Source organism: Micromonospora sp. M61 (assembly GCF_018070245.1).
GTDB lineage: Bacteria > Actinomycetota > Actinomycetes > Mycobacteriales > Micromonosporaceae > Micromonospora > Micromonospora zamorensis.
In genome coordinates this window covers 176,988-197,741 of the sequence record NZ_JAGPYA010000003.1, presented here as the reverse complement: position 1 = coordinate 197,741, position 20,754 = coordinate 176,988, and the positions used below count along the sequence as shown (strand labels likewise).

Annotated in this window: 20 protein-coding genes; 7 read left to right on the top strand and 13 right to left on the bottom strand. The window is 71.1% G+C overall.

What is annotated here, in order from left to right; genetic code table 11:
* Positions 1–99: 99 nt before the first annotated feature.
* The 3 genes from KBX34_RS03200 to KBX34_RS03190 are packed head-to-tail and all read right to left on the bottom strand — an operon-like array spanning position 100 to position 2,842.
* Positions 100–1,350, bottom strand: a complete 1,251-nt coding sequence (locus tag KBX34_RS03200) for an ABC transporter substrate-binding protein (protein WP_210923150.1) — start codon at positions 1,348–1,350, stop codon at positions 100–102.
* A gap of 51 nt (positions 1,351–1,401) precedes the next feature.
* On the bottom strand, positions 1,402–2,094 hold the full coding sequence (locus KBX34_RS03195; RefSeq protein WP_210923148.1) for an ABC transporter ATP-binding protein: 693 nt from the start codon (positions 2,092–2,094) through the stop codon (positions 1,402–1,404).
* Positions 2,081–2,842 carry an ABC transporter ATP-binding protein gene (locus KBX34_RS03190; RefSeq protein ID WP_210793053.1) on the bottom strand — a complete coding sequence of 254 codons (762 nt, stop codon included), beginning with the start codon at positions 2,840–2,842 and terminating at the stop codon, positions 2,081–2,083. Before KBX34_RS03190 ends, KBX34_RS03195 begins: the two co-directional genes overlap by 14 nt.
* 224 nt (positions 2,843–3,066) lie before the next feature.
* Here KBX34_RS03190 and KBX34_RS03185 point away from each other — a divergent pair, with 224 nt between their 5' ends.
* Positions 3,067–3,924 (top strand): SPFH domain-containing protein, encoded by an 858-nt coding sequence (locus KBX34_RS03185; protein ID WP_088947400.1) that lies wholly within the window; start codon positions 3,067–3,069, stop codon positions 3,922–3,924.
* Between the two features lie 61 nt (positions 3,925–3,985).
* On the opposite strand, the gene KBX34_RS03180 is transcribed toward KBX34_RS03185, so the two are convergent.
* The 5 genes from KBX34_RS03180 to KBX34_RS03160 form a co-directional block, all read right to left on the bottom strand.
* Positions 3,986–5,362 carry a permease prefix domain 1-containing protein gene (locus KBX34_RS03180; RefSeq protein ID WP_210923146.1) on the bottom strand — a complete coding sequence of 459 codons (1,377 nt, stop codon included), beginning with the start codon at positions 5,360–5,362 and terminating at the stop codon, positions 3,986–3,988.
* Positions 5,359–5,724 (bottom strand): PadR family transcriptional regulator, encoded by a 366-nt coding sequence (locus KBX34_RS03175; protein WP_099852197.1) that lies wholly within the window; start codon positions 5,722–5,724, stop codon positions 5,359–5,361. The genes KBX34_RS03180 and KBX34_RS03175 overlap by 4 nt, the downstream gene beginning before the upstream one ends.
* A gap of 218 nt (positions 5,725–5,942) precedes the next feature.
* Positions 5,943–7,082 carry an alcohol dehydrogenase catalytic domain-containing protein gene (locus KBX34_RS03170; RefSeq protein ID WP_247671373.1) on the bottom strand — a complete coding sequence of 380 codons (1,140 nt, stop codon included), beginning with the start codon at positions 7,080–7,082 and terminating at the stop codon, positions 5,943–5,945.
* A complete protein-coding gene (locus tag KBX34_RS03165; RefSeq protein ID WP_210923144.1) occupies positions 7,079–8,533 on the bottom strand; it encodes an aldehyde dehydrogenase family protein in 1,455 nt (484 codons plus the stop codon). The genes KBX34_RS03170 and KBX34_RS03165 overlap by 4 nt, the downstream gene beginning before the upstream one ends.
* A gap of 105 nt (positions 8,534–8,638) precedes the next feature.
* On the bottom strand, positions 8,639–9,295 hold the full coding sequence (locus KBX34_RS03160; protein WP_088947394.1) for a TetR/AcrR family transcriptional regulator: 657 nt from the start codon (positions 9,293–9,295) through the stop codon (positions 8,639–8,641).
* A gap of 97 nt (positions 9,296–9,392) precedes the next feature.
* Between KBX34_RS03160 and KBX34_RS03155 the strand changes: the two genes are divergently transcribed.
* Positions 9,393–10,565: an acyl-CoA dehydrogenase family protein gene (locus tag KBX34_RS03155; RefSeq protein ID WP_088947393.1), complete on the top strand. Its 1,173-nt coding sequence runs from the start codon at positions 9,393–9,395 to the stop codon at positions 10,563–10,565.
* Between the two features lie 60 nt (positions 10,566–10,625).
* On the opposite strand, the gene KBX34_RS03150 is transcribed toward KBX34_RS03155, so the two are convergent.
* Both KBX34_RS03150 and KBX34_RS03145 read right to left on the bottom strand, forming a co-directional pair.
* On the bottom strand, positions 10,626–11,663 hold the full coding sequence (locus KBX34_RS03150) for an aminotransferase class V-fold PLP-dependent enzyme (RefSeq protein WP_210923142.1): 1,038 nt from the start codon (positions 11,661–11,663) through the stop codon (positions 10,626–10,628).
* A 72-nt stretch (positions 11,664–11,735) separates the two neighbouring features.
* The gene (locus tag KBX34_RS03145; RefSeq protein ID WP_210923140.1) at positions 11,736–13,925 is read right to left on the bottom strand and encodes an FUSC family protein; all 2,190 of its coding nucleotides are present in this window, start codon (positions 13,923–13,925) and stop codon (positions 11,736–11,738) included.
* A 227-nt stretch (positions 13,926–14,152) separates the two neighbouring features.
* Here KBX34_RS03145 and KBX34_RS03140 point away from each other — a divergent pair, with 227 nt between their 5' ends.
* From KBX34_RS03140 to KBX34_RS03120, 5 genes are all read left to right on the top strand, one after another.
* Positions 14,153–14,686, top strand: a complete 534-nt coding sequence (locus tag KBX34_RS03140; protein WP_088951621.1) for a SigE family RNA polymerase sigma factor — start codon at positions 14,153–14,155, stop codon at positions 14,684–14,686.
* Entirely contained in the window at positions 14,673–15,905 is a 1,233-nt protein-coding gene (locus KBX34_RS03135; protein ID WP_210923138.1) for a hypothetical protein, read from the top strand. Before KBX34_RS03140 ends, KBX34_RS03135 begins: the two co-directional genes overlap by 14 nt.
* Positions 15,906–16,531: 626 nt before the next feature.
* Positions 16,532–16,930, top strand: a complete 399-nt coding sequence (locus KBX34_RS03130) for a hypothetical protein (protein ID WP_210793060.1) — start codon at positions 16,532–16,534, stop codon at positions 16,928–16,930.
* A 76-nt stretch (positions 16,931–17,006) separates the two neighbouring features.
* Complete coding sequence (locus KBX34_RS03125; RefSeq protein ID WP_210923136.1) at positions 17,007–17,903, top strand: DUF4231 domain-containing protein; 897 nt, start codon at positions 17,007–17,009, stop codon at positions 17,901–17,903.
* A 79-nt stretch (positions 17,904–17,982) separates the two neighbouring features.
* Entirely contained in the window at positions 17,983–18,978 is a 996-nt protein-coding gene (locus tag KBX34_RS03120; RefSeq protein ID WP_210923134.1) for a helix-turn-helix domain-containing protein, read from the top strand.
* 9 nt (positions 18,979–18,987) lie between these two features.
* On the opposite strand, the gene KBX34_RS03115 is transcribed toward KBX34_RS03120, so the two are convergent.
* Genes KBX34_RS03115 through KBX34_RS03105 form a run of 3 tightly spaced genes read right to left on the bottom strand, consistent with a single transcriptional unit; the run spans position 18,988 to position 20,709 of the window.
* Positions 18,988–19,443 (bottom strand): DUF6069 family protein, encoded by a 456-nt coding sequence (locus KBX34_RS03115; RefSeq protein WP_210923133.1) that lies wholly within the window; start codon positions 19,441–19,443, stop codon positions 18,988–18,990.
* Positions 19,427–19,705 carry a hypothetical protein gene (locus KBX34_RS03110; protein ID WP_210793064.1) on the bottom strand — a complete coding sequence of 93 codons (279 nt, stop codon included), beginning with the start codon at positions 19,703–19,705 and terminating at the stop codon, positions 19,427–19,429. Before KBX34_RS03110 ends, KBX34_RS03115 begins: the two co-directional genes overlap by 17 nt.
* A 5-nt stretch (positions 19,706–19,710) precedes the next feature.
* Complete coding sequence (locus KBX34_RS03105) at positions 19,711–20,709, bottom strand: RNA polymerase subunit sigma-70 (protein WP_088947386.1); 999 nt, start codon at positions 20,707–20,709, stop codon at positions 19,711–19,713.
* Positions 20,710–20,754 lie beyond the last annotated feature (45 nt).

Below are 20,754 nucleotides of genomic sequence, written 5' to 3'. Positions count from 1 at the left end.
GCGACTGCGGGGCTCGCAACACCGGCTCACTCCTCGCGCTCACAGCGATGCAGTCGTTTCGCGACTGCGGGGCTCGCAAAACCGGCTCACTCCTCGCGCTCACAGCTTGCAGTCCGCAGAGGGCGCGCGGAACGCCTCCGCGGCGGGGATCGTCTTGAGCACCTTCACGTAGTCCCACGGCTCGGTCACCTCGGCCTGAGGCTTCACCTGGGCCAGGTACGCGTCGTGCACCACCCGGTGGTCCTCGGCGCGGATCCTGCCGTTGCGCAGGAAGACGTCCTCGACCGTCTTGCCCTCCAGCCCCTTGACCACGGCGTCCGCGTCGTCGGTGCCGGCGGCCTGCACCGCCTCCAGATACTGCAACGCCGCCGAGTAGTTGGCCGCGTGCGCGAACGTCGGCCGGGTGCCGGACTTCTGCTGGAAGCGGTCGGCGAACTCCCGGTTCTTCGCGTCGAAGTTCCAGTACCAGGCGTCGGTGTACGTGGTGCCGGCCAGCGCGGCCGGGGTGAGCGAGTGGATGTCGGTGAGGAACATCAGCCCCACCGCGAGGCCGACGCCCTTGTCGCGCAGCTTGAACTCGTTGTACTGCTTCACCACGTTGACCAGCTCGGCACCGGCCTGCATGGTGCCCAGCACGTTCGGCTTCGGGTTCAGGTTCGGCGCCTTGAGCAGGAAGGTGGAGAAGTCACCGCTGGTGTTCGGGAACGGCGCCCCGTCCTTGCCGACCACCGTGCCGCCGGCCGCCGTGATCGCGGTGGAGAAGCTCTTCTCCATGTCCTGACCGAAGGCGTAGTTCGGGTACAGGATGTACCAGTTCTTGCCGATCTGCTCGGTGGTGGTCTTCCCGGTGCCATTGGCCAGCATGTACGTGTCGTACGCGTAGTGGAACGTGTACTTGTTGCAGCTCTTGCCGGTCAGGTCGGTGGTCGCCGCGCCGATGTTGAAGTAGAGCTTCTTCTTCTCCTTCGCCACGTCGGCGACCTTCAGCGCCGCGGACGAGGTGGGCACGTCCAGGATCAGGTCGACGCCCTTGCGGTCGTACATCTCCTGGGCCTTGGAGTTGGCCACGTCCGGCTTGTTCTGGTGGTCGGCGGTCTCCACCGTGATGTTTCTGGTCACCGCCTTGTCGCCGTACTTCGCGGTGAAGTCGGCGACGGCCAGCTCGACCGCCGCCACCGAGTTCTTCCCGGACAGCTCCGAGTACGCCCCGGACTGGTCGTTGAGCACGCCCAGCACGATCTTGTCGCCGGTCAGTTTCTGGTCGCCACCCGACTGGGGGCCACCGCCGCCGCAACCGGCGACCAGCACCACCGCGGCTGACGCCACGGCCACACCCACCGTCCTGCGCATGCCCACTCCATCCATCCGGCGCGTCGTCGCGCGGGTCGTCGTTGAGAGAATTCAGATGCCGAGGTACGCGAGCAGTTCGCGTTCGCGCGAGCGCACCTCGGAGTTGTCCATCGCCTCGGCGACACGCCCCTCGGCCAGCAGGTAGTGCCGGTCGGCGACACCCGTGGCGAAGTGCAGGTTCTGTTCGACCAGCAGCACGGTCACCCCGTGCCGCTTGGCCTCCCGCAGCAGCTCACCGACCTGCTGCACCAGCAGGGGCGACAGCCCTTCGGTGGGCTCGTCGCAGAGCAGCAGCCGGGCACCCATCCGCAGCACCCGGGCCAGCGCGAGCATCTGCTGCTCGCCGCCGGAGAGCATGGTGGCCACGGAGTCCCGCCGGGTGTGGAGGGCGGGAAACGCCTCGTACACCCGCTCCAGCGGCCACGGGTCGGGGCCCACAGTGGGCGGCAGGGTGAGGTTCTCGGTGACGGTCAGGGTGGCGTAGCTGCCCCGGTCGTCCGGCACCCAGCCCAGCCCCAGGCGGGCCCGTTTGTGCGCCGGCAGCCGGGAGATGTCGCGGCCGTCCAGCTCGACAGTGCCGCGCTGACCGGGGTGCAGCCCCATGACGCAGCGCAGCAGGGTGGACTTGCCGGCGCCGTTGCGCCCGACCAGGGTGACCACCTCGCCGGCGGCGACGTCGAGCCTGACGTCGCGGAGCACCTGCGCCTCGCCGTAGAAGGCGGAGAGGTTCTCAATGCGCAGCATCAGCGGCTCCCAGGTAGGCGGTGATCACGCGCTCGTCGGCCCGGACCTGCTCGTACGGGCCCTCGACGAGGACCTTGCCGGCCTGCAGGACGGTGACGGTGTCGGCGAGTCGGCCGACCACGCTCATGTTGTGCTCGACCATCACGACGGTCCGGCCCTGGCGGACGGTGCTGATCAGCTCGACGGTGCGGTCGACGTCCTCCATGCCCATCCCGGCGGTCGGCTCGTCGAGCAGCAGCACCTTCGGGTCCAACGCCAGGGCGATGGCCAGTTCCAGGGCCCGCTTGCGCCCGTACGCCAACGACTCGGACGGTGCCTGCGCGAGGTCGACCAGCCCCACCATGGCCAGCAGCTCGTCGGCCCGCGCCGTGTAGCGACCCATCAGCTTCGCCGACCGCCAGAACCGCCAGCCCAGCCCGCTGGGCGACTGGAGGGCCAGCGCGACGTGCTCCCGGGCGGAGAGCTGCGGAAAGAGGCTGGTGATCTGGAACGAGCGGGCGACACCGAGCCGGGCCACCTGCTCCGGGGGCAGGCCGGTGACGTCCCGGCCGTCCAGCTCGATCCGTCCGGCGCTGGGGCGCAGAAATCCGGTGAGCAGGTTGAACAGGGTGGTCTTGCCCGCGCCGTTCGGGCCGACCAGCGCGTGCACACTCTCCGGCGCGACGTCGAGGTCGACGTCGTCGACCGCCCGGAAGCCCCGGAAGTCGCGGGTCAGCCCACGGGCCGACAGGAGCGCTTGCCCGGCCATCGCCTCATCCTCCGCACCGTCGCCGCGACGGTCGGTTCGGTGACCGTGGTCACAGGCCCGTCGCGTGGACGAAACCTACGGCCGGCCGTGGGAGTCGAGCCATGTCGATGGGATCCATATTCGCCCCGCAATTGACGTGCGCGAACTCCACCTCCCCGTGCCGTCGATTTGACAGGACCGCCTAAGTTGATGATCCACACAGCCCACCGGAAGGTCCCCACCCCATGCCCGTCGGCTTCACCATGGCGATCGTCTTCGCCGTCGCCCTGGCGGTCACCGCCGTCGTCGCGCTCGTCGCCCCCGCACGGTCGCTGAAGCGGATGGCCGCCCTCGCGGCGCTCGGCTTTCTCGCCCTCACCCTGGTGGTCGGCATCGCCTCCAGCGCCCACTCGGTGCCCATCCGCTCGGTGGGCATCGTCACCAGCTTCGGCAAGCCCACCGGCGAGGTGACCGGTTCCGGCCTCAAGTGGGTGGCGCCGTGGCAGAAGGTCGGCGAGTGGGACGCCGGGCGGCAGAAGTACGACCACATCGGCGGCAACAACTGCGTACGGGTGCGCACCGGCACGCTCGCCGACGCCTGTGTCGAGGTGCTCATCGAGTGGCAGGTCAAGCCGGAGAACGCGCCGAAGCAGTTCATGGACTACAAGGGCGACTTCGTCAGCTTCCGGGGCCAGCGGGTGGGTGTGCAGCTCGACAGCGCTGTCAACGACGCGTTCGCCGCGTACAACCCGCTGGAGAAGATCGACGCCCAGACCGGTGACCTCAACGTCGACCTCAAGCCGTTCGCCGCGAACATCAAGACCAGCGCGGAAACCCGGCTCGCCGCCGACGTGGACATCCTCTCGGTGACCATCACCCGGGTGAACCACGACGACAAGACCGAGGGCAACATCAAGGCGTTCCAGGACAAGCTGGCGCAGACCCGCAACCTGGAGCAGGACCGCAAGAACGCCGAGATCTCCAAGCAGATCACCGAGACCAACGCGAAGGTCGACAAGGTGACCCGCTGCCTGGAGATCGCCGAGAAGAACGGCGCCAACCCGGGGCTCTGCATCAACCCGGGCATCGTCACCGGCAAGTGATGGAGAAGCCGGCCCACCCGTGGCGGGTGGGCCGGCTTCCGCGTCGCGTCGGTGGCGCCGACTAGGCGTAGCTGAACAACGGTGGAAAGACGAGGACCACGATCCACGCCCACGCGGCGTACACCGGCAGATAGCCGGTCTGCCACCGTTCCAGCGCCGCGAACGGTGTGCGCCGCCGGATGAAGGCCAGCAGGAGCCACGCCGACCACGCGAGGTTGACCAGCAGGATGACGTTCTCGCCGAGCGCTGCCGCCCGGTTGGGCGTTCCGCCGTACTCGTCGGTGATGCGTCCGGTGATCTCCAACAGCACCAGCACGTCGATGGCCAACGCGCTGACCACGAGCGCGAGCTGGAGCTTGTCGAACGGGCCGGGCGGGGCCAGCGGATCGCGGGCCGAGAGCGAGTAGAGCAGCAGCCCCAGCACCACGACGAGCAGCAGGTCGAACAGGATCAGAGCTTCGCGCTCGACCTCGATGCCGTGGCTGGTCCAGACGACAGCGACGAGGAAGGCGAGCAGGGCGGCCGTGAAGAGCGGGGTGAACAGCCGGGTGAGGACCGGCGCGATGTTCTCGACGACACTCTGCTTGGCCTCGACCAACCACCCGGCCACGACGACCGCGGCCGCGGCGCCGCAGGGCAGCAGCCACTGCGAGATGAACGCCTCCGGGACGATTCCGATGGCCGCGAAGGTGTTGAACAGGAACGCGGCGAGCACGCCGCCGCCGAGGGCCATCAGTACGAAGTAGATGAACCACTCGCCGGTGAAGCGGATGAAGTCCATGCGTCGACGAGACGAGCGCCAGTCGTCGGCGACGTAGGCCAGACCGACCACGAGCCACAGGGCGATGGGGAGATGGACGCTGCTGACGACCACGGACTGCGAGTCGTCCGCCAGGGGATAGGCGTTGGCCGCCACCACGCCGAGGGCGAACAGCGCCACCAGCACTGCGATCATCACCGGTCGGGCCTGCCGGCGCCAGGCCAGGAACGCCGCGAGCCAGGGCAGCGCGAACAGGGTGGCGTTCCGCGCGTAGAACGAGCCGTCGTCGTCGAAGCTCAGCCCGAACAGCGCTGGCGCCTTGACGGACACCACCGCACCCGCCGCGCAGCCGAACATGACCCACAGGTCCCGCCGGGAGCGCGCGCCGGCAATCGGACTGCCGGAGTCGCCGGTCAGCACCAACTGCTTCCACAGGCGCTCCGAATGCTCCCGGGCGAACTCGCGGGAGATGTCGTCGAGACTGCCCATCCGCTTCACCGCGACCAGGAACGCCTCATCCGGGCTCAGGCCCGCGGCGACCAACTCGTCGACGGAGCCGCGAAGGTGGTCTTCGAGCTCGTCGGCGTCCGACGGTTGCAACTCCCTGCGACGCAGCACGTACTGGCGCCACTGCGCGAACTGCGCTTCCACCTGCTCCGGCCCGTCTTGTGCCGTCATGCGAGGCCCTCCAGCGGTTTCACCGTCAGCGGTGCACGGTCATGCCAGATCTCCTTGAGCGCGCCCACGACGGTGTCCCACTGCCGGCGCTGCTCGGCCAGCTCGGCCAGACCCTTGTCGGTGATGCGGTAGTACTTGCGTTTCCGCTCGCCGACGGCCGACTGCCAGCTCGCCTCCACATAGGCGAGGCGCTCAAGCCGGTGCAGCAACGGGTACAGCAGCCCTTCGGTCCAGTCCAGCTCGCCGCCGGACAGCTCGTTGATCCGCCGGAGGATGGCGTAGCCGTAGCTCTCACCCTCGGCCAGGATGCCGAGCACCATCGGTGTCGCCGAGGCGGCCACCAGATCCTTAGCGACCTTCACGAGACCTCACCACGCTCCCCCAACCCAAGCCTAGAACCATTATGCATAGTAGTGTTAGGTATCGGAGGGTGCAACGGGCCAATCACCTGGTGTCGGCGACGAGGCCGCCCGGAACGGTCCTGCCGCTGAACGGCAGCTGTCCAAGATCGCCAGGTGTGGCGGATGCATGGGGCTGGGTCACGCCGAGTTCGACGGGCACCGGCGCCGAGCAGCCTCGGCTAGTCCAGGGTGACCACCCAGCGAGCGCCCTCGCCCCGGGCCAGCCGGTCGAACGCCGAGGGCGCGTCGTCCAGCGGGAGCGTGCCGCTGACCAGCACACCCAGATCCAGTGCACCGTCGGCGAGCTCGGCTGCCAGCACGGGCACCTCCCGGTCCGGGTCGGATGAGCCGTACACCGAGGAGCGCAGGGTCCGCGCGGAGTGGAAGATGTCCAGCGCGCCGAGGCTGACCATGTCGTCCTTCGCGCCCATGCCGACCACGGTCACCGCTCCCCCGCGCCGGGTGAGCCGCCAGGCCGCCCGGATGGTGGCGGCGCGACCGACGCACTCGAAGGCGTGGTCGGCGCCGCGGCCCTCGGTGCGCGCCCGCACCTCCTTGGACAGCCGGTCGTCGGAGAGCAGGAAGTCGGTCGCCCCGGCGGCGAGCGCCAGGTCGCGTTTCGCCTCGGCGACGTCGACGGCCAGGATCGTGGTGGCGCCGGCCCGGCGGGCGGCGGCGAGCACGGCGAGGCCGACCCCGCCGAGACCGATCACCGCGACCGACTCACCGGGTGCGACGCGGGCGGTGTTGCGCACCGCGCCGGTGCCGGTGAGCACCGCGCAGCCCAGCAGGGCGGCCTGCTCCGGGGGCAGCCCGGCGGGGATCGGGATCACGGCGTTGTCGGGCACCACCACCGCCTCGGCGAGCGCGCCGAGGCCGAGGGTCAGGTGCAGCGGGGTGCCGTCGTCGGTCTCGCCACGCGCCACTGTGGGCGCGGTGGTGGCGGCGCACAACCAGGGCTCGCCGTGACGGCACCACCAGCAGGCCCGGCAGGCCGGCGCCCAGTTGAGCACCACCGGTGTGCCGACCGCCAGCCGGCTGCCGGGGCCGGTCTCGGCCACCACCCCGGTCGCCTCGTGCCCGAGCACCAGCGGGAACCTCGCGGCGAGGGTGCCGTTCACCATGGACAGATCGGAGTGGCAGACACCGGCGGCCCGGATCGTCACCCGCACCTCACCGGGGCCGGGCGCGGGCAGGCGTACCTGCTCGATTCGCAGCTCGGCGCCGGCCCCACGCGCGACCAGGGCACGGACGGTGACCGGCGCGCCCGCCGGCTCGCCGCCGCCCGGCGCGGCCGGGGACGACTCGGGGGCGCTCATCGCTGGATCGCCTTCAGCTCGCAGAACTCGGCGAGCCCGTGCACGCCCAGCTCCCGGCCCAGGCCCGACTGCTTGTAGCCGCCGAACGGGGCAAGCGGGTTGAACGAGGCGCCGTTGATGTCGACCGCCCCGGTGCGCAGCCGGCGGGCCACCGCGAGCGCCGCGTCGGTGTCGGCGGACCAGACAGCGCCGGCCAGCCCGTACTTCGAGTTGTTGGCGATGGCGACCGCCTCGTCGGTGTCGGCGAACGGGAGGACGGCAAGCACCGGACCGAAGACCTCCTCCTGGGCGAGCGCGCTGTCCGGGTGCACGTCGGCGAAGACGGTAGGGGCCACGAAGTGCCCCGCAGACGGCACCGGGGCGTCGGGGCCACCGGCGACCAGTCGGGCGCCGTCGGCCATGGCCCGGTCGATGTGACCGCGGACCCGCTCGGCCTGGGCGGCGGAGACCAGCGGGCCGAGGCGGGTGGCCGGATCGAACGGGTCGCCGAGCCGGTAGCCGGCCACCGCCTTGGCGACCAGGTCGAGTGCTTCGTCGTACCGGTCGCGGTGCACGAGCATCCGGGTCCACGCGGTGCAGGTCTGCCCGGAGTTGAGCAGGGCGTTGCCGACGCCCACCTTGACCGCGGTGGCCAGGTCGGCGTCGGGGAGGATCACGTTGGCGGACTTGCCGCCCAGCTCCAGCGCGACCCGGGCGATCCGGTCGGCTGCGAGCCGCATGATCCGAGCACCGGTGGCGGTGGAGCCGGTGAACGAGACGAGGTCGACGTCGGGGTGCCCGGCCAGGGCCTCGCCGACCACCGGCCCGGTGCCGGTCACCAGGTTGAGCACCCCCGGCGGCAGGCCGGCCTCGGTGACCGCGTCGAAGAGCAGGTACGCGGTCAACGGGGTCATCTCGCTGGGCTTGAGCACCACAGTGCAACCGGCGGCCAGCGCGGGCGCCAGCTTCGCCATCACCTGGTGCAGCGGGTAGTTCCACGGGGTGATCGCACCGACCACGCCGATCGGCTCGCGGACGACGAGGGAGTTGCCGATCGTCTCGTCGACCGGTGCGCGGGCGGCGAGCGCGACGTGGTCGCGCAGCACGGTCAACGGCAGTCCGACCTGCGCCCGGGTGGCGAGCTTGAGCGGCGAGCCCAGCTCAACGGCGATGGTGCGGGCGAGGTCGTCGGCGCGTGCGGCGAGCGCGGTGTGCAGCCGGTCGAGGTGGGCGGAGCGCTCGGCGGGAGCGGTGGCCGACCAGCCGGGGAAGGCGGCGCGGGCCGCGGCCACGGCGCGGTCCACGTCGGCCGGGGTGCCGGCCGGCACCTGCCCGATCAGCTCGCCGGTGCTCGGGTTCTCCACGTCGATCAGGTCGGTGCCGGCGGGCGACGACCATTCGCCGCCCAGGTGCAGGTGGCGCCGGAGGCGCAGGGCGTCGGACAGCTGCGACGGCGGGGCGGCGAGGTCCATGTCGTCCCTTCGGGGGGTGGTCGATGGGCGATGGCGACGGGGTCGCGATGAGGGCTGGCGACGACGTCGCGGCGGGCGATGAAACTAGCGCTGGGAGTTTGGACGCTACCCGTTGGGCCGCCCGGACTCCACAGTGCCGACGGTGCGGGCGTACTCGGCGGCCAGGCCGTACAGCAGGGCGTCGAGGCCCAGCGCGAAGGCGCCCTCGTCCACGCTCTGCTGGTGCTCGGCGAGCCGGTGCGCCTGGCGCAGGTGCGGGTAGTGCGCGGCGTACAGCTCCGGGTCCTCGACGAAACCCCGGGCGAACGAGCCGAGCGCCGACCCGGCCACGAAGTAGCGCAGGGCCGCGCCGATGTGGGTGGCCCGCGCGGGCGGCCAACCGGCGCGGACCAGCCCGCCGTAGACCGCGTCGGCCATGGCCAGCGCCGCCGGTCGGCGGCCCGGCCCCTGCGCCAGGTACGGCACGATGTTCGGGTGCGCGGTGAGCGCCCGCCGGTACGACCAGGCCCAGTCGAGCAGCGCGGCGGCCCAGTCCCGGCTGGCGAAGCCGCTGGTGTCGACGGCGCCGGTGACCGTGTCGGCGACCGCGTCGAGGATCTCGTCCTTGGTGGCGAAGTGGTTGTAGAGCGACGGCCCGCGTACGCCCAGCTCGGCGGCGAGCCGCCGGGTGGAGAAGGCTGGCAGGCCCTCGGCGTCGATGAGCGCGGTGGCTGTCTCGACGATCAGCTGCCGGGTCAGCCGGGGCTGGCGGGGTCGGGGCACTGCGCTCCTCGCGGGTCTCGGCCGTCAGGTCTGGACGCGGCAAAACTTGCACCGCTAGTTTAAGGGCGACCGGCTGCGCCGACGCCAGGAGGACCACGTGGACTTTTCGCTGACCGACGAGGAGCGGGCGGTGCGGGACACCGTCCGATCGTTCATCCGCCGCGAGGTGATGCCCCTGGAGGCGGAGGTGCTCCGCCGGGAGAGGGCGCACCAGCCGGGCCTGGACCACTCCGAGGTGCGTGAGCTGCAACTCAAGGCGCGCAAGTTCGGCTTCTGGGGCCTGGCCACCCCCGAAGAGTACGGCGGGATGAACCTGCCGGCGGTGCTCCAGTCGTTGATCTGGACGGAGCTGGGCCACACCTTCGTGCCGTTCCGCTTCGGCGGCGAGGCGGACAACATCCTGTTCCACGCCACCGAGGAGCAGAAGCAGGAGTTCCTCATCCCGACCATCGAGGGTGAACGGCGCTCCTGCTTCGCGATCACCGAGCCGGGTGCCGGCTCCGACGCCGCGAACATCCGGCTCTCCGCCCGCCGCGACGGCGACGACTGGATCCTGGACGGCGAGAAGACCTTCATCACCGGTGGCCACGACGCCGACTTCGCCATCGTGGTCGCGGTGACCGACCGGGAGAAGGGCGCCCGCAACGGCGGGGCCACCGCGTTTCTGGTGGACCGTTCGATGGGCTGGCGCTCGGAGTTCATCCAGACCATGGGCGAGGGCGGGCCAGCGTCGCTCATCTTCGACGGCGTACGCGTGCCGCACCGCAACATCCTCGGCGAGATCGGGCAGGGCTTCACGCTGGGCATGGAGTGGATCGGCAAGGGCCGTTACACCATCCCGTCGCACGCCATCGGCATCGCCGAACGGGTCCTCCAGATGGCCATCGACTACGCCAACACCCGGGAGACCTTCGGCACGAAGATCGGCACCAACCAGGCCATCCAGTGGATGATCGCCGACTCGGAGACCGAGCTGGAGGCGGCCCGCTGGCTGGTGCTGCGCTCGGCGTGGACGGTCGACCAGGGCCTGGACCCCCGGCACGCGTCGTCGATGGGCAAGCTCTACGGCGCCGGCATGGTCAACCGGGTCGTCGACCGGGTGCTCCAGATCCACGGCGGCATGGGCTACACCCGTGAGCTGCCCATCGAACGCTGGTACCGGCAGGTCCGGCTCTACCGGATCTTCGAGGGCACCGACGAGATGCAGCGACTGATCATCTCCCGGGACCTGCTGCGCGGCTACACGAAGATCGGTGGCCACCTGGCCTGAGCCCGCGTGAGTGGTCTCAGACCACCGGCCGGCCGTGCCCCGCCGCGGGCGCGGCCGGCCTCACCCGACGAGCGCGGTCAGCGCGGCGTCCACGTCGGCCTCTGTGGAGTAGAGGTGGAACGAGGCACGGACCCGCCCGGCGCGCACCGCCGCCCGGATGCCGGCCGCATCGAGGCGCTGCTCCGCGTCGGGCACGTCGACGCTGACGATGGCGCTGTCCCCCGGCGGCCGGCCCAGCCCGGTCAGGAACCGGTTAGCCAGCGCCACGTTGTGCTCCCGGATCGCCGGCACACCGATCTCGGCGACCAACTCCAGGGCGGGCGCCGCACCGACCCAGCTGAACCAGGCCGGCGAGATGTCGAACCGGCGGGCGTCGTCGGCCAGCCGCAGCGGCGGACCGTAGTAGGAGGCGTGCGGGTCGCGGCCCGCATACCAGCCGGCCGCGTCCGGGCGCAGCCGCTCGCGCAGCGCCGGGGCCAGATAGGCGTACGCGGTGCCGCGCGGATTCATCAGCCACTTGTAGCCGCCCACCGCCACCACGTCGGCCCGGCTCCCGTCGAACGGCAGCCAGCCGCACGCCTGGGTTGCGTCCACCACCACCAACGCGTCGTGCGCGCGGGCCGCCGCGACAATTTCGTCGTACGCGGCGACAGCACCGTCGGCCGACTGGACCAGACTGAACGCGACCAGGTCGGTGTCGGCGTCGATCGCGTCGGCCAGCCCGTCCACCGGCACCGTGCGGACCGTGACGCCGCGGCCCTCCTGGACCAGCCAGGGGAACAGATTCGAGGTGAACTCGACGTCCGGCACCACCACCGTGGCACCGGACGGCAGCGCCGCCGCGACCGGCGCGAGGATCTGGGACACGGCGGCACCGACCGCCACGTCGCTGTCCGGCACGTTGATCAGACCTGCGACCGCGGTACGGGAGCGCTGCACCGACTCGCCCCACCCCTCCCACGACGTGCTGCCGACCCGCCACGCGGCGAGAGCGTCCTGCAACGCCGTCCACGCCGGCTCGGGCGGCAACCCGTAGGAGGCGGTGTTCAGCCAGCCGGGTTCCGGCTGCCACAGCTTCTGTGCCTGCTCGATCTCCATGTGCTCGACGCTAGGCGGCACGGCCCCGAACGGGCACGGCCAATCGGCAACCGGCGGCCTGGGCGGACCGGGTCACGGCTGCCCACGGCGGCCAGCCGAGTCGCCCTGAGCCGGCGGGTGGATCCGGGCGAGGGTGTCGGCGAGACCGGCGAGCCACCGGTCGACCTCCACCAGGTGCCGGACGGACCGGGGGTCGGCCTTGCCGAGGGCCGGACGGATCCGGTCCAGTTCGGCGGCACAGCCGGTCGGGAGGGGCGTGGGACCAGCCGGCCGGCCGTGCGCGACCTCGTCGGCGAGGGCCGCGTACGCCGATCGCAGGTGCCCGGCGGAGTCCCGCAGCAGCACCGCAGCGGCCGGCCAGCCGGCCAGGCAGCCGGGCGGGTTGCGCCGCAGCAGCGACTCGGCGCCGGGCACCACGTGGTGCCCGGCGCTCAGGATCGCGGACCAGTTCACCTGCTGACGGTGCGGGTCGTGCCGCTCGAAGTGGTACTGGCAGTACGACGAGTCGATCAGGATCATCCGGCGTCGTACCCGGTCGAGGGCGCGGTCCGGGGACGGAGCGTCACCGAGCATCGCCTCGACGGTCTGCTCGACCGCGTCCGCGTTGGCGGCCAGGTAGCGGGTCGCGTTGTGCCGCAGGTCGTGGGCCGCGCCACGTGGCCACATCGCCACGCCGACGAGAACACCGATCACCGCGCCGAGCAGCACGTCGACGAGACGGACCTCGGCGAGCCGCCACCCTTCCGGGCTGAGCTGGGCGAACACGACCGTCAGCAGCAGGGTGAACAGCGCCTGCTGCCACACCGGACCCAGCAGGCGACCGACGCCGAAGGCCAGCATCAGGGTGACCGGCAGGACGACGGCGTACACGACGGGCTGGTCGACGACGACCATCAGGCCGCCGCTGACAGCAGCACCGGCGATCGTGCCCAGCACGGCCGGCCGCAGCGCGGTGCGGGTGTCCGAGGCCGAGGTACGCAGGACCGTGAGGGTCGCCAGCAGCACCCAGAAGCCGTGGGTCAGGTGCAACACCCCGGCGGCGACCCGAGCGAGGGCGAGCGCCACCGCCAGCCGGAGCGAGCTGTGCAGGTGGGCCGAGCGGGGTGCCAGGTGGGAGCGAAACTGCCACCAGTACAGCGTCCACGGGCTGTGTCGCGCGTACTCGAAGAGCCCCGAGGTCGCGTCCTCGCCGTGCAGCCGCGCCCCGGTGGCCACCCGGGCGCCGACGGCGAAGACCCGCACCTGGTCGGCGAGGGCCAGCCCCGTCGCGTCCCGGCACAACCGGGGTACGTCCGACGTGTCGCGGCCGTCGCCCTCCCCCACGGGGTACGCCGTCTCGGCTCGCCCGACCGCAGTGTCCAAGCCGTCGATGAGCACTGCCGGGGCACCCGGCGAGAGGCTGCGACCCGCAGCGCGGGTGGTGTCCGCGCACGAGCGCAGCAGACCTGCCGCCGTCAGGTTCCCGGCCGGCTCCGGCGGGGCGTCCGTCACCAGCCGGTCCGCCTCGACGAGCACCTCCCGCAGGGCGGCCGCGCAGATCCGCAGCGCCCGGTCCTGAACGCCCGCCGCGGTGGGGGCCCACTCCGGTGGGTTGCGGCCCAACTCGATGGCGGCCACCACGTCGTACGCCCGCTCGCGCCGCGCGTCCCGATCACCCGGACCGGCGTGCGGGTGGATCAACCCGTCGGCGGTGGCGTCCAGGAGCGCCGCGACGCCGTCCGCCGCCTGGGTGAGACGCTGCCGGTAGGAGACCGGCACCGGATCGGGCCAGAGAACAACCTCGGCGGCGGCGAGCAGGACGATCGCGAACGTGACCCCGCCGAGTCGCTGCGGCAGGGTGCCCGGCTGGTACGGCGGGAAGGACGCCAGGATGTAGAAGAGCTGGAACGCGCTCGCCAACCCCACCAGGCGCGGGTTGCCAACCCCGGCGAACGCCACGACGAACCCGATGACCAGCATCCCGCCAGCGGCCGCCCACGTGCTCCACGCCAACAGCGATCCCGCGACGATCAGCGCCCAGACCCCCGGCAGCGACAGGACGAGGATCCGCGCCCGTTGCGGCGCGGGACCGGGCAGTTGCGCGAACGACCCGGCCGCGATCGTGCCGAACAGGCCGTACGTGGCGAGCATCGGACTGCCCGCGCCGTACCGGCAGCCGTAGAAGACGACGGACGCGACGATCGTCAGTCGCGCCGCGCGCCGCAGGATGGCGTCCCCTGGGTCACGGCGGCGGAGCCGGCCGAGGAGGCTGGTTGCCAGCACGCCTGCTCCCCCGGCTCGTCGCGGCACCCCTCCCCGGTCCACCATTCTGCTCCGGGGCGTCCCGGCACCGGCGGGTTTCGCGACGAAATCAGCGCCGAGAACCCCGGAACAGGCCGAGCCCAGCTGATCGGCAGCGACCGCCGCTGTCAATCTGCCCACTTCTTCGAGCGGTGCAACTTTCCGGGTGGGCGGGTCCGTTCTACCTCCGTCATGAGGAGGCAGTGGACTTGATAGCCGAAGACGAGCAAGCATTCCGCGAGTTCGTGACGTCAGAAATGGCGTCACTGCGCAAGCTGGCGTACGTGACCTGCGGTGACTGGCACGCGGCGGAGGACGCCGTGGCCAACGCTCTGGTCAAGCTTTACCCCCGCTGGCGGAAGCTGGACCGCCCCGATCTCTACGTCAAGACCATGGTCTACCGGGCCGCGGTCGACGAGACCCGTCGGCCGTGGCGACGCGAGCGGTCGGCCGGTGACGCCATGCCGGACATCGCGCTGCGCGACCCCGCCGGTGCGACCGACGAGCGGATGCGCCTGCGGGCGGCGCTTGACGCGGTGCCACCCCGGCAGCGAGCCGCAGTTGTGCTCCGGCACTACCTGGATCTGAGCCTGGAGGACACCGCCAGCGTCCTGAACTGCACGGTGGGCACGGCCAAGAGTCAGGTCTCCCGTGGCCTGGCGAAGCTGCGCGAGTCACTCGGCGGCGACCGTACCGATCTCATTGAACCGTCGAAAAAGGAGTGGACCCATGCGGTTGCATGATCTCGTGGACACGGTAACGGGCGAAGAGCCGCCGATGTCCCGCACCATCGACGACATCATCACGGCAGGGCGGCGGGCTGAGCGCCGCCGTCGGGCTGGATTCGCGTCAGCTGGCGCGGCGGGCCTCGTCGTGGCCGTGGTCGCCGGTGCGTTCGTGGTACCGACCCTAGGTGCCGAGCAGAGCTCCCCGGCCACGCCGGCCGGGGCCGGCGCGGCGGCGTCCAAGCCGGCCGGGGCCGAGTGGCCCGACGCCGCGCCGTTCACCTTCACCTTCACCGGGTACGACGCCGGCACGCTGCATGTGCAGGACCCGATCGTCGCGTCCACCGCGTACCAGATCGCCTCCGTCTACTCCGACGGCCACACCTCGAACGACAAGCCCATGACCCGCCAGGAGGTGGAGGAGCAGGGCGACGAGTTCTTGCGGAACAGGGAAAACGGGAAGCCGGCCCTCTGGGCATACCTGACCGTCTACCGGCCCGGCGCCTTCGACCCCACCAAGATCAAGGACGGCACGAACATCACCGTGGCCGGGCGCAGGGCCGTGCAGGCGACGCTGCCGGTCGGCCTTGACCCGCAGCGCTCGGTGGATGGCGGCAACAAGCTCTTCGCCTGGGAGTACGCCGACAACGCCTGGGCGGCTGTCACGTCGTACTCCGGCGACAAGGCCACGCCGAGCTTCGAGGAGCTGGGCGGCCTGGTCGAAGGCCTGAAGCCCAGCAGGCCGACGCCGGCCCTGGTGCCCTTCAGGGTGGGCTACCTGCCGGACGGTTACGTGCCGTTGCAGATCGGCACCCACACCACGGCGGGCCTCGGCGGCATCGCCACGGCCCGCGCCGGCGACTATGGCGGCGCGACGTACACCAAGTCCGCCGTGCCCACCACTGGACTGACCGCACCGTACGACGCGACCGAGGGTGCCATCACAGACGGGTTCCACATCTCCGTCATCCCGAGTAGCAGCGCGGACCAGACGCCGAAGCCCGGTGTGACGGAGTGCTACGACGTAGCCGACCGGCCCGGGGGGGACGGCCCGCTGCCCGGCAGCTGGTGCCAGTTCTGGAGCGCCGACGGCACAGTCGTCCTCGAGGTCAGCCCCGCTAGGCACGGTAACCAGCTGCCGCGGGCCGAGCTGGAGAAGATCGCCAAGGGGATCACGGTCGCCGACGTCGAGGACGAGTCGACCTGGACTCCGGCCGCGACCGCCCTGCGGCCATGACGGCCAGCACCGGCAGCGACCACCCGGCGCAACCGCGGACACCTCAATCCCACTTAACTTCGAAGAGCCGGCTTCATTGAGGTAGACGCGGGTGGCGAGGTAAGCGTCTAGGTATCTGGTCGACCAGGGTGGGCTACGCCACCCCGCGCTCGGCCGTCAACCCAGGTCGTCGCCATCTGTCCTAGCACCGCGAGGGCCTTTGCCACCACGGCGAGGTCCTCGCGCTGTTGTTGGGCTGCCACGAAGGCGACCAGCTCCAGCGTGAGGCTCACGTAACGCCAGCTCCTACAACCGGGACGCAGAGGGGGCCATGCGATCACTCCTCGAACGGTCGGGGAACCACAACATCCACGACGGTAACCATCTCCGGGCCTACCGTCAGCGCGGCAACCAGCTATGAATGTCCGATGAGTGCGAGTGCGACAACCACCCGGCCCCCACGCGTTCCGGTCCACCCGGTGCCCGGGCCGATCGCACGGTGGGGCCTGGTGTGTCTGGCGGCGGCACTGACCGCCTGCACGCCCGCAGGCGACTCGCGGCAACCCAGCGCGCCGCCGTCCAACGGCGCGACGACATCAACGAGCCCGAGCGATGGCGAGCCGCCCTGCACCCCGTCGGTCACGGAGATGTCGGCACCGCCGGCGGGCTACCGGCTGGTTGGAGAGGACGTGGCGGTGCCCAGCGCGGCCGTGCTGTCCGCGGAGGAGTCCGGCGAGGCCGACCCGGCGGCGCGGCTCTTCGCCAAGTGGGGGCTGGTCGTCCGCGCGGACCGGGTCGTGGACCTCCGGATCGCACCGGGATGGGAGGGCAGGGCCCGAGTCGGATGGGGCGCCGCCACCACGCCAGCCGCGACCGCCACCGTGCACGCCTGCGCACCAGAAGGTGGGCAGGCTCGGTGGCTGGCGTTCGTCGGCGGCACCTGGGTCGCGCGGGCGGGCTGCGTACCCCTCATCGTGACCTCGAACGGCCAGGACCACCGCGTCGACCTCGGCATCGGCGTGGCCTGCGCCACGACCACGCCGTAGAGCCGGAAGCGCCGCGACGGACGGCGACACGCGTCGATCTTCGGACAACCACCGTGGGCGGCACCATCTACAGTGAATGATCTGTCGAGAGGCCAACGCCATGCTGAATGCCGAGGATCTTCCCCCGTTTCAGCGCGCCGTGTCCCACGAGTCGCAGCGCGGCCAACGAGTGTTCACGACCCTGATCGCACTGCGGTTGTCCCTGCTCCTGCTGGCCGCCGTCGCGGGCGTCGCCACCTGGAAACTCGACAACTTCGCCCTGGGCCCGGCATTGGCGGCGGGCGCCTTCGCCGCCACCTCGATCGTCGAGGTCTTCCTGCTCACCAATCGTCCCAACGAGCGGTGGTACGTCGGCAGGGCCCTCTCCGAATCCGTCAAGTCGCTCACCTGGCGATTCGTGACAGCTTCTGAGCCCTTTCCCCGGTCGCGGAGCGACGCGGACAGCACCGAGGAATTCACCGGCCGGCTGCTGGGCCTCACCAGGGACATGTCGGCGGCCGGGCTGGCCGCGCCCGCGATGACCGGGCAACAGATCACCGATCGGATGCGGGCTCTCCGCTCATCCTCCCTTGAGGACCGCCGCGCCGCGTACCTGACCGGCCGCCTGGAGAGCCAGCGGGCCTGGTACGCCGAGCGGTCGTTGTCGAACCGCGCCCGGGCGACACGCTGGTCGGTCAGCATGCTCGTCCTGGAGATCGTGGGGGTGACCCTGGCCGTGTCGAGGGCTGCCGGCCTGACCGATGTCGACCTGCTCGGCGTGGCCGCCGCGGCGGTCGCGGCCGGCGCGGCATGGACGCAGACCCGGCAACACGGTGCGGTGGCAACGGCCTATGCCCTGGCGAGTCAGGAGCTTGCCGCCATGGGGTCGCTCGCCACCCGGATCAGGTCGGAAGCCGACCTGTCGCAGTTCGTGAACGACACGGAGACGGCGATTTCCAGGGAACACACGATGTGGCGAGCACGCCGGCGCTGACCGGACCGAAGGCCGGGCCAGCCGATCGGCAGTGCTGCCGTCGCCACGTCCGAAACATCGACAGGAAACGAGGCAGCCAGTGCTCACCGTAGGCTCGGCGGACACGATCTCGGTGCCCGAGAGTGAACGATTCGGATACTGGCACGACCTGGTGGCACGCGAGTCGGTGCCGATGCGGATCCACAGTGCCCACGCGGCAGACTTCCGCGCCCGCGCCGACGTCATCAGCCTGGGCGAGGTCGTGTTGTCGTCCTGGCAGTACCCATCCCTGGACATGCAGCGGACCAGCACGTTCATCCGCCGCGGAGACCCGGAGATGTACGAGTTCGCGCTGCCGCTGTCCGGGTACGGCGGGCTGGAACAGGAGCGGCGGACGAACCGCTTCGCGCCGGGGCACTTCGCCGTCGTCGACACGTCGCGACCGCATCAGTCGTCCCATCAGGGGCGGTCGCAGCACGAGGATCTGTTGACCACCCTGACGATCCTCGTGCCGCACGATTTCATACCACTGCATCCCAACAAGGTCGCGCAGCTCCTCGGAACGACCATCTCCGCTTCCGAGGGGATGGGCGTGCTGCTCAACCACTTCGTACGGCAGGTGTTGACCCACCCCGAGCAGTACCAGGAGAGCGACGTTCCGCTCCTGGGCACTGTCGCCCGGGACCTGATCTCCGCGATGCTGGCCCAGCGCCTGGACCTCACGGAGGCTCTACCGACCGAGGTACGCGGACACAGCCTGCGCGTGCGCGTCAAGGCGTTCATCGACGAGCACCTCGGCGACCCGGACCTCTCCCCGGGCACTGTCGCGGCCGCGCACCACGTCTCGCTCCGCAGCCTGCATCGAGCGTTCGAGGCCGAGGACCAGACCGTTGCCGAGATCATCCGGACGAGGCGCCTGGACCGGTGCGCGCGCGACCTGCGCGACCCCCTGCAACGTGGGCGGCCCATCCTCAGCATCTCCGCCCGCTGGGGCTTTCCCTCCCAGGCCCATTTCAGCAGGGTCTTCACCGCTGCCTTCGGCATGTCACCCCGAGCCTTCCGCAGCGATCCCTCGGCACCTCGTCGGCATCGTTGACGAGACCAGTCAGTCGGTTCGGGTGCGCAGGCTGCGCGCCAGGGTGGGGATCATCACCGCCGCGGGCACCAGGTGCAGCCCGAGGAGAGCGGCGATGGTGGCGGTGTTCGCCCCGGAGATGAGGGGCGGGACCAACGAGACCGCGGTCAGCGACAGCGCCGCCCACACGAATCGCCTGGCGGGCTGAGCGCTCCACCGGCGAAAAGCGGCGGCGATGACGATGCCCAAGACCGAGAAGAAGCCGGTCACCACGGCGAAGCCGGACAACGGGATCGTCTCGCCACCATCGGGGATCTCGAAGTCGACGCCGGCGCCTTGGGCGAGCGCGGCCGCGAGGGTGGTGGCCACCACCGCTGCGAGCGCGGCGACGAGGCCGGTGCCGACGAGTCCGCGGAACCGGTGGGTGTGGGTGGTCCGGGCCGGTGCCGGGCCTGCGACGACTCCGGTGTCATTCGTGCTGCTCATGTCGTTCCTCCATCGGTAACTGGGATACGGGGTGTCTGGGCGCGACGATGCGCACCCTCGCCGTACGACGGCCGGGGTTGTGCAGGGCGCGGACGCCGGTGCCGCGAAGCCAGAACCCGGCGTCACGGCCGAGGACCGGCCCCGGTTCGCCGTCGCGCAACTCCAGCTGCACCCGCCCGTGCGTGACGACGCCAAACGCGTCGCGCCACTGCGCCGGGTCCACGACGACACGCTCACCGCCGCGCAGCGTGAGCGTCCACATCGGGACTACTCCGTGCCGTCCGCCGGCAGTCGCTCCGGCAGCCCGAGCCGCGGAAACTGGTCGTCGTGGAACGTGACGATCTCGGTGATCGCTCCACCGGTGACGCGCAGGACGTCGAGCGTCAGCGGGAGGTACGCGCCCTCCTGCTCCCGCCACAGGTAGAAGGCGACCGCCGGCTGACGGTTCACCGAGGTGGGGATGCCCCGCAGCCCCTTCATGCCGACGAATCCGTCCTGGACCCAGTCGTTCACCACCGCGTCACGGCCGACGTGCAGGCCCGGCGTGGGCGGCATCGAGCAGCGGACGTCGTCCCGCAGCATGCCAGCGAGCACGTCGATGTCGGTGGCCACGCTGGCGTCGGTGAAGCGGCGCACCAGCTCACGTGTCCCGGCGTCCTCTTCACCGCCGGTCCAGTCCTGCCGCTCGGCGGGCAGGTGCTCCCGCATGCCGGCGCGAGCCCGCTGCAACGCGCTGTTCACCGAGTTGACGGAGTCCCCGAGGAGATCCGCGACCTCCTTCGCCGGCCAACCGAGCACATCCCGCAGGATCAGCACCGCCCGCGGACGCGGCGCGAGGTGCTGCACCGCGACCAGGTACGCCAGCTCGATCGTCTCCCGCGCGACGGCGACGGCCTCCGGCTCGTCCGCGTCGCCAGCGGGCAGCTCGTCGAGCAGCCGGTCCGGGTAGGGCTGCAACCACAGCACCTCGCCGCCGGTCGCCGGCTCCGGGCGACGCTTGGCGAGCAGGTCCAGGCAGGCGTTGGTGGCGATCCGGTACAACCAGGCCCGGAACGTCGACCGCCCCTCGAAGGTCTCCCGCCGCCGCCAGGCACGAAGGAACGTCTCCTGCACGGCGTCCTCGGCGTCCTCGAACGACCCGAGCATCCGGTAGCAGTGCACGTGCAGTTCCCGCCGGTGCCGCTGTGCCAGCCCCGAGAACGCCGGCTCGTCGACCTCACCCAGATTGCTCACGCCCAGCTCCTTCAGCCGCGTGTCCGCACTCATCGCGTCATCCTTCCGCCTCGTCATGTCCTGTCGTAGGTATGACGG

Bases quoted from the DNA above. Each gene is read 5' to 3' on its own strand.
- KBX34_RS03130 (WP_210793060.1), top strand. From the start codon at position 16,532: ATGTCGGCACCGCCGGCGGGCTACCGGCTGGTTGGAGAGGACGTGGCG.
- KBX34_RS03125 (WP_210923136.1), top strand. From the start codon at position 17,007: ATGATCTGTCGAGAGGCCAACGCCATGCTGAATGCCGAGGATCTTCCC.
- KBX34_RS03170 (WP_247671373.1), bottom strand. From the start codon at position 7,082: ATGAGCGCCCCCGAGTCGTCCCCGGCCGCGCCGGGCGGCGGCGAGCCG.
- KBX34_RS03180 (WP_210923146.1), bottom strand. From the start codon at position 5,362: ATGACGGCACAAGACGGGCCGGAGCAGGTGGAAGCGCAGTTCGCGCAG.
- KBX34_RS03110 (WP_210793064.1), bottom strand. From the start codon at position 19,705: ATGTGGACGCTCACGCTGCGCGGCGGTGAGCGTGTCGTCGTGGACCCG.
- KBX34_RS03135 (WP_210923138.1), top strand. From the start codon at position 14,673: ATGCGGTTGCATGATCTCGTGGACACGGTAACGGGCGAAGAGCCGCCG.
- KBX34_RS03165 (WP_210923144.1), bottom strand. From the start codon at position 8,533: ATGGACCTCGCCGCCCCGCCGTCGCAGCTGTCCGACGCCCTGCGCCTC.
- KBX34_RS03115 (WP_210923133.1), bottom strand. From the start codon at position 19,443: ATGAGCAGCACGAATGACACCGGAGTCGTCGCAGGCCCGGCACCGGCC.
- KBX34_RS03195 (WP_210923148.1), bottom strand. From the start codon at position 2,094: ATGCTGCGCATTGAGAACCTCTCCGCCTTCTACGGCGAGGCGCAGGTG.
- KBX34_RS03185 (WP_088947400.1), top strand. From the start codon at position 3,067: ATGCCCGTCGGCTTCACCATGGCGATCGTCTTCGCCGTCGCCCTGGCG.
- KBX34_RS03200 (WP_210923150.1), bottom strand. From the start codon at position 1,350: ATGCGCAGGACGGTGGGTGTGGCCGTGGCGTCAGCCGCGGTGGTGCTG.
- KBX34_RS03150 (WP_210923142.1), bottom strand. From the start codon at position 11,663: ATGGAGATCGAGCAGGCACAGAAGCTGTGGCAGCCGGAACCCGGCTGG.
- KBX34_RS03105 (WP_088947386.1), bottom strand. From the start codon at position 20,709: ATGAGTGCGGACACGCGGCTGAAGGAGCTGGGCGTGAGCAATCTGGGT.
- KBX34_RS03190 (WP_210793053.1), bottom strand. From the start codon at position 2,842: ATGGCCGGGCAAGCGCTCCTGTCGGCCCGTGGGCTGACCCGCGACTTC.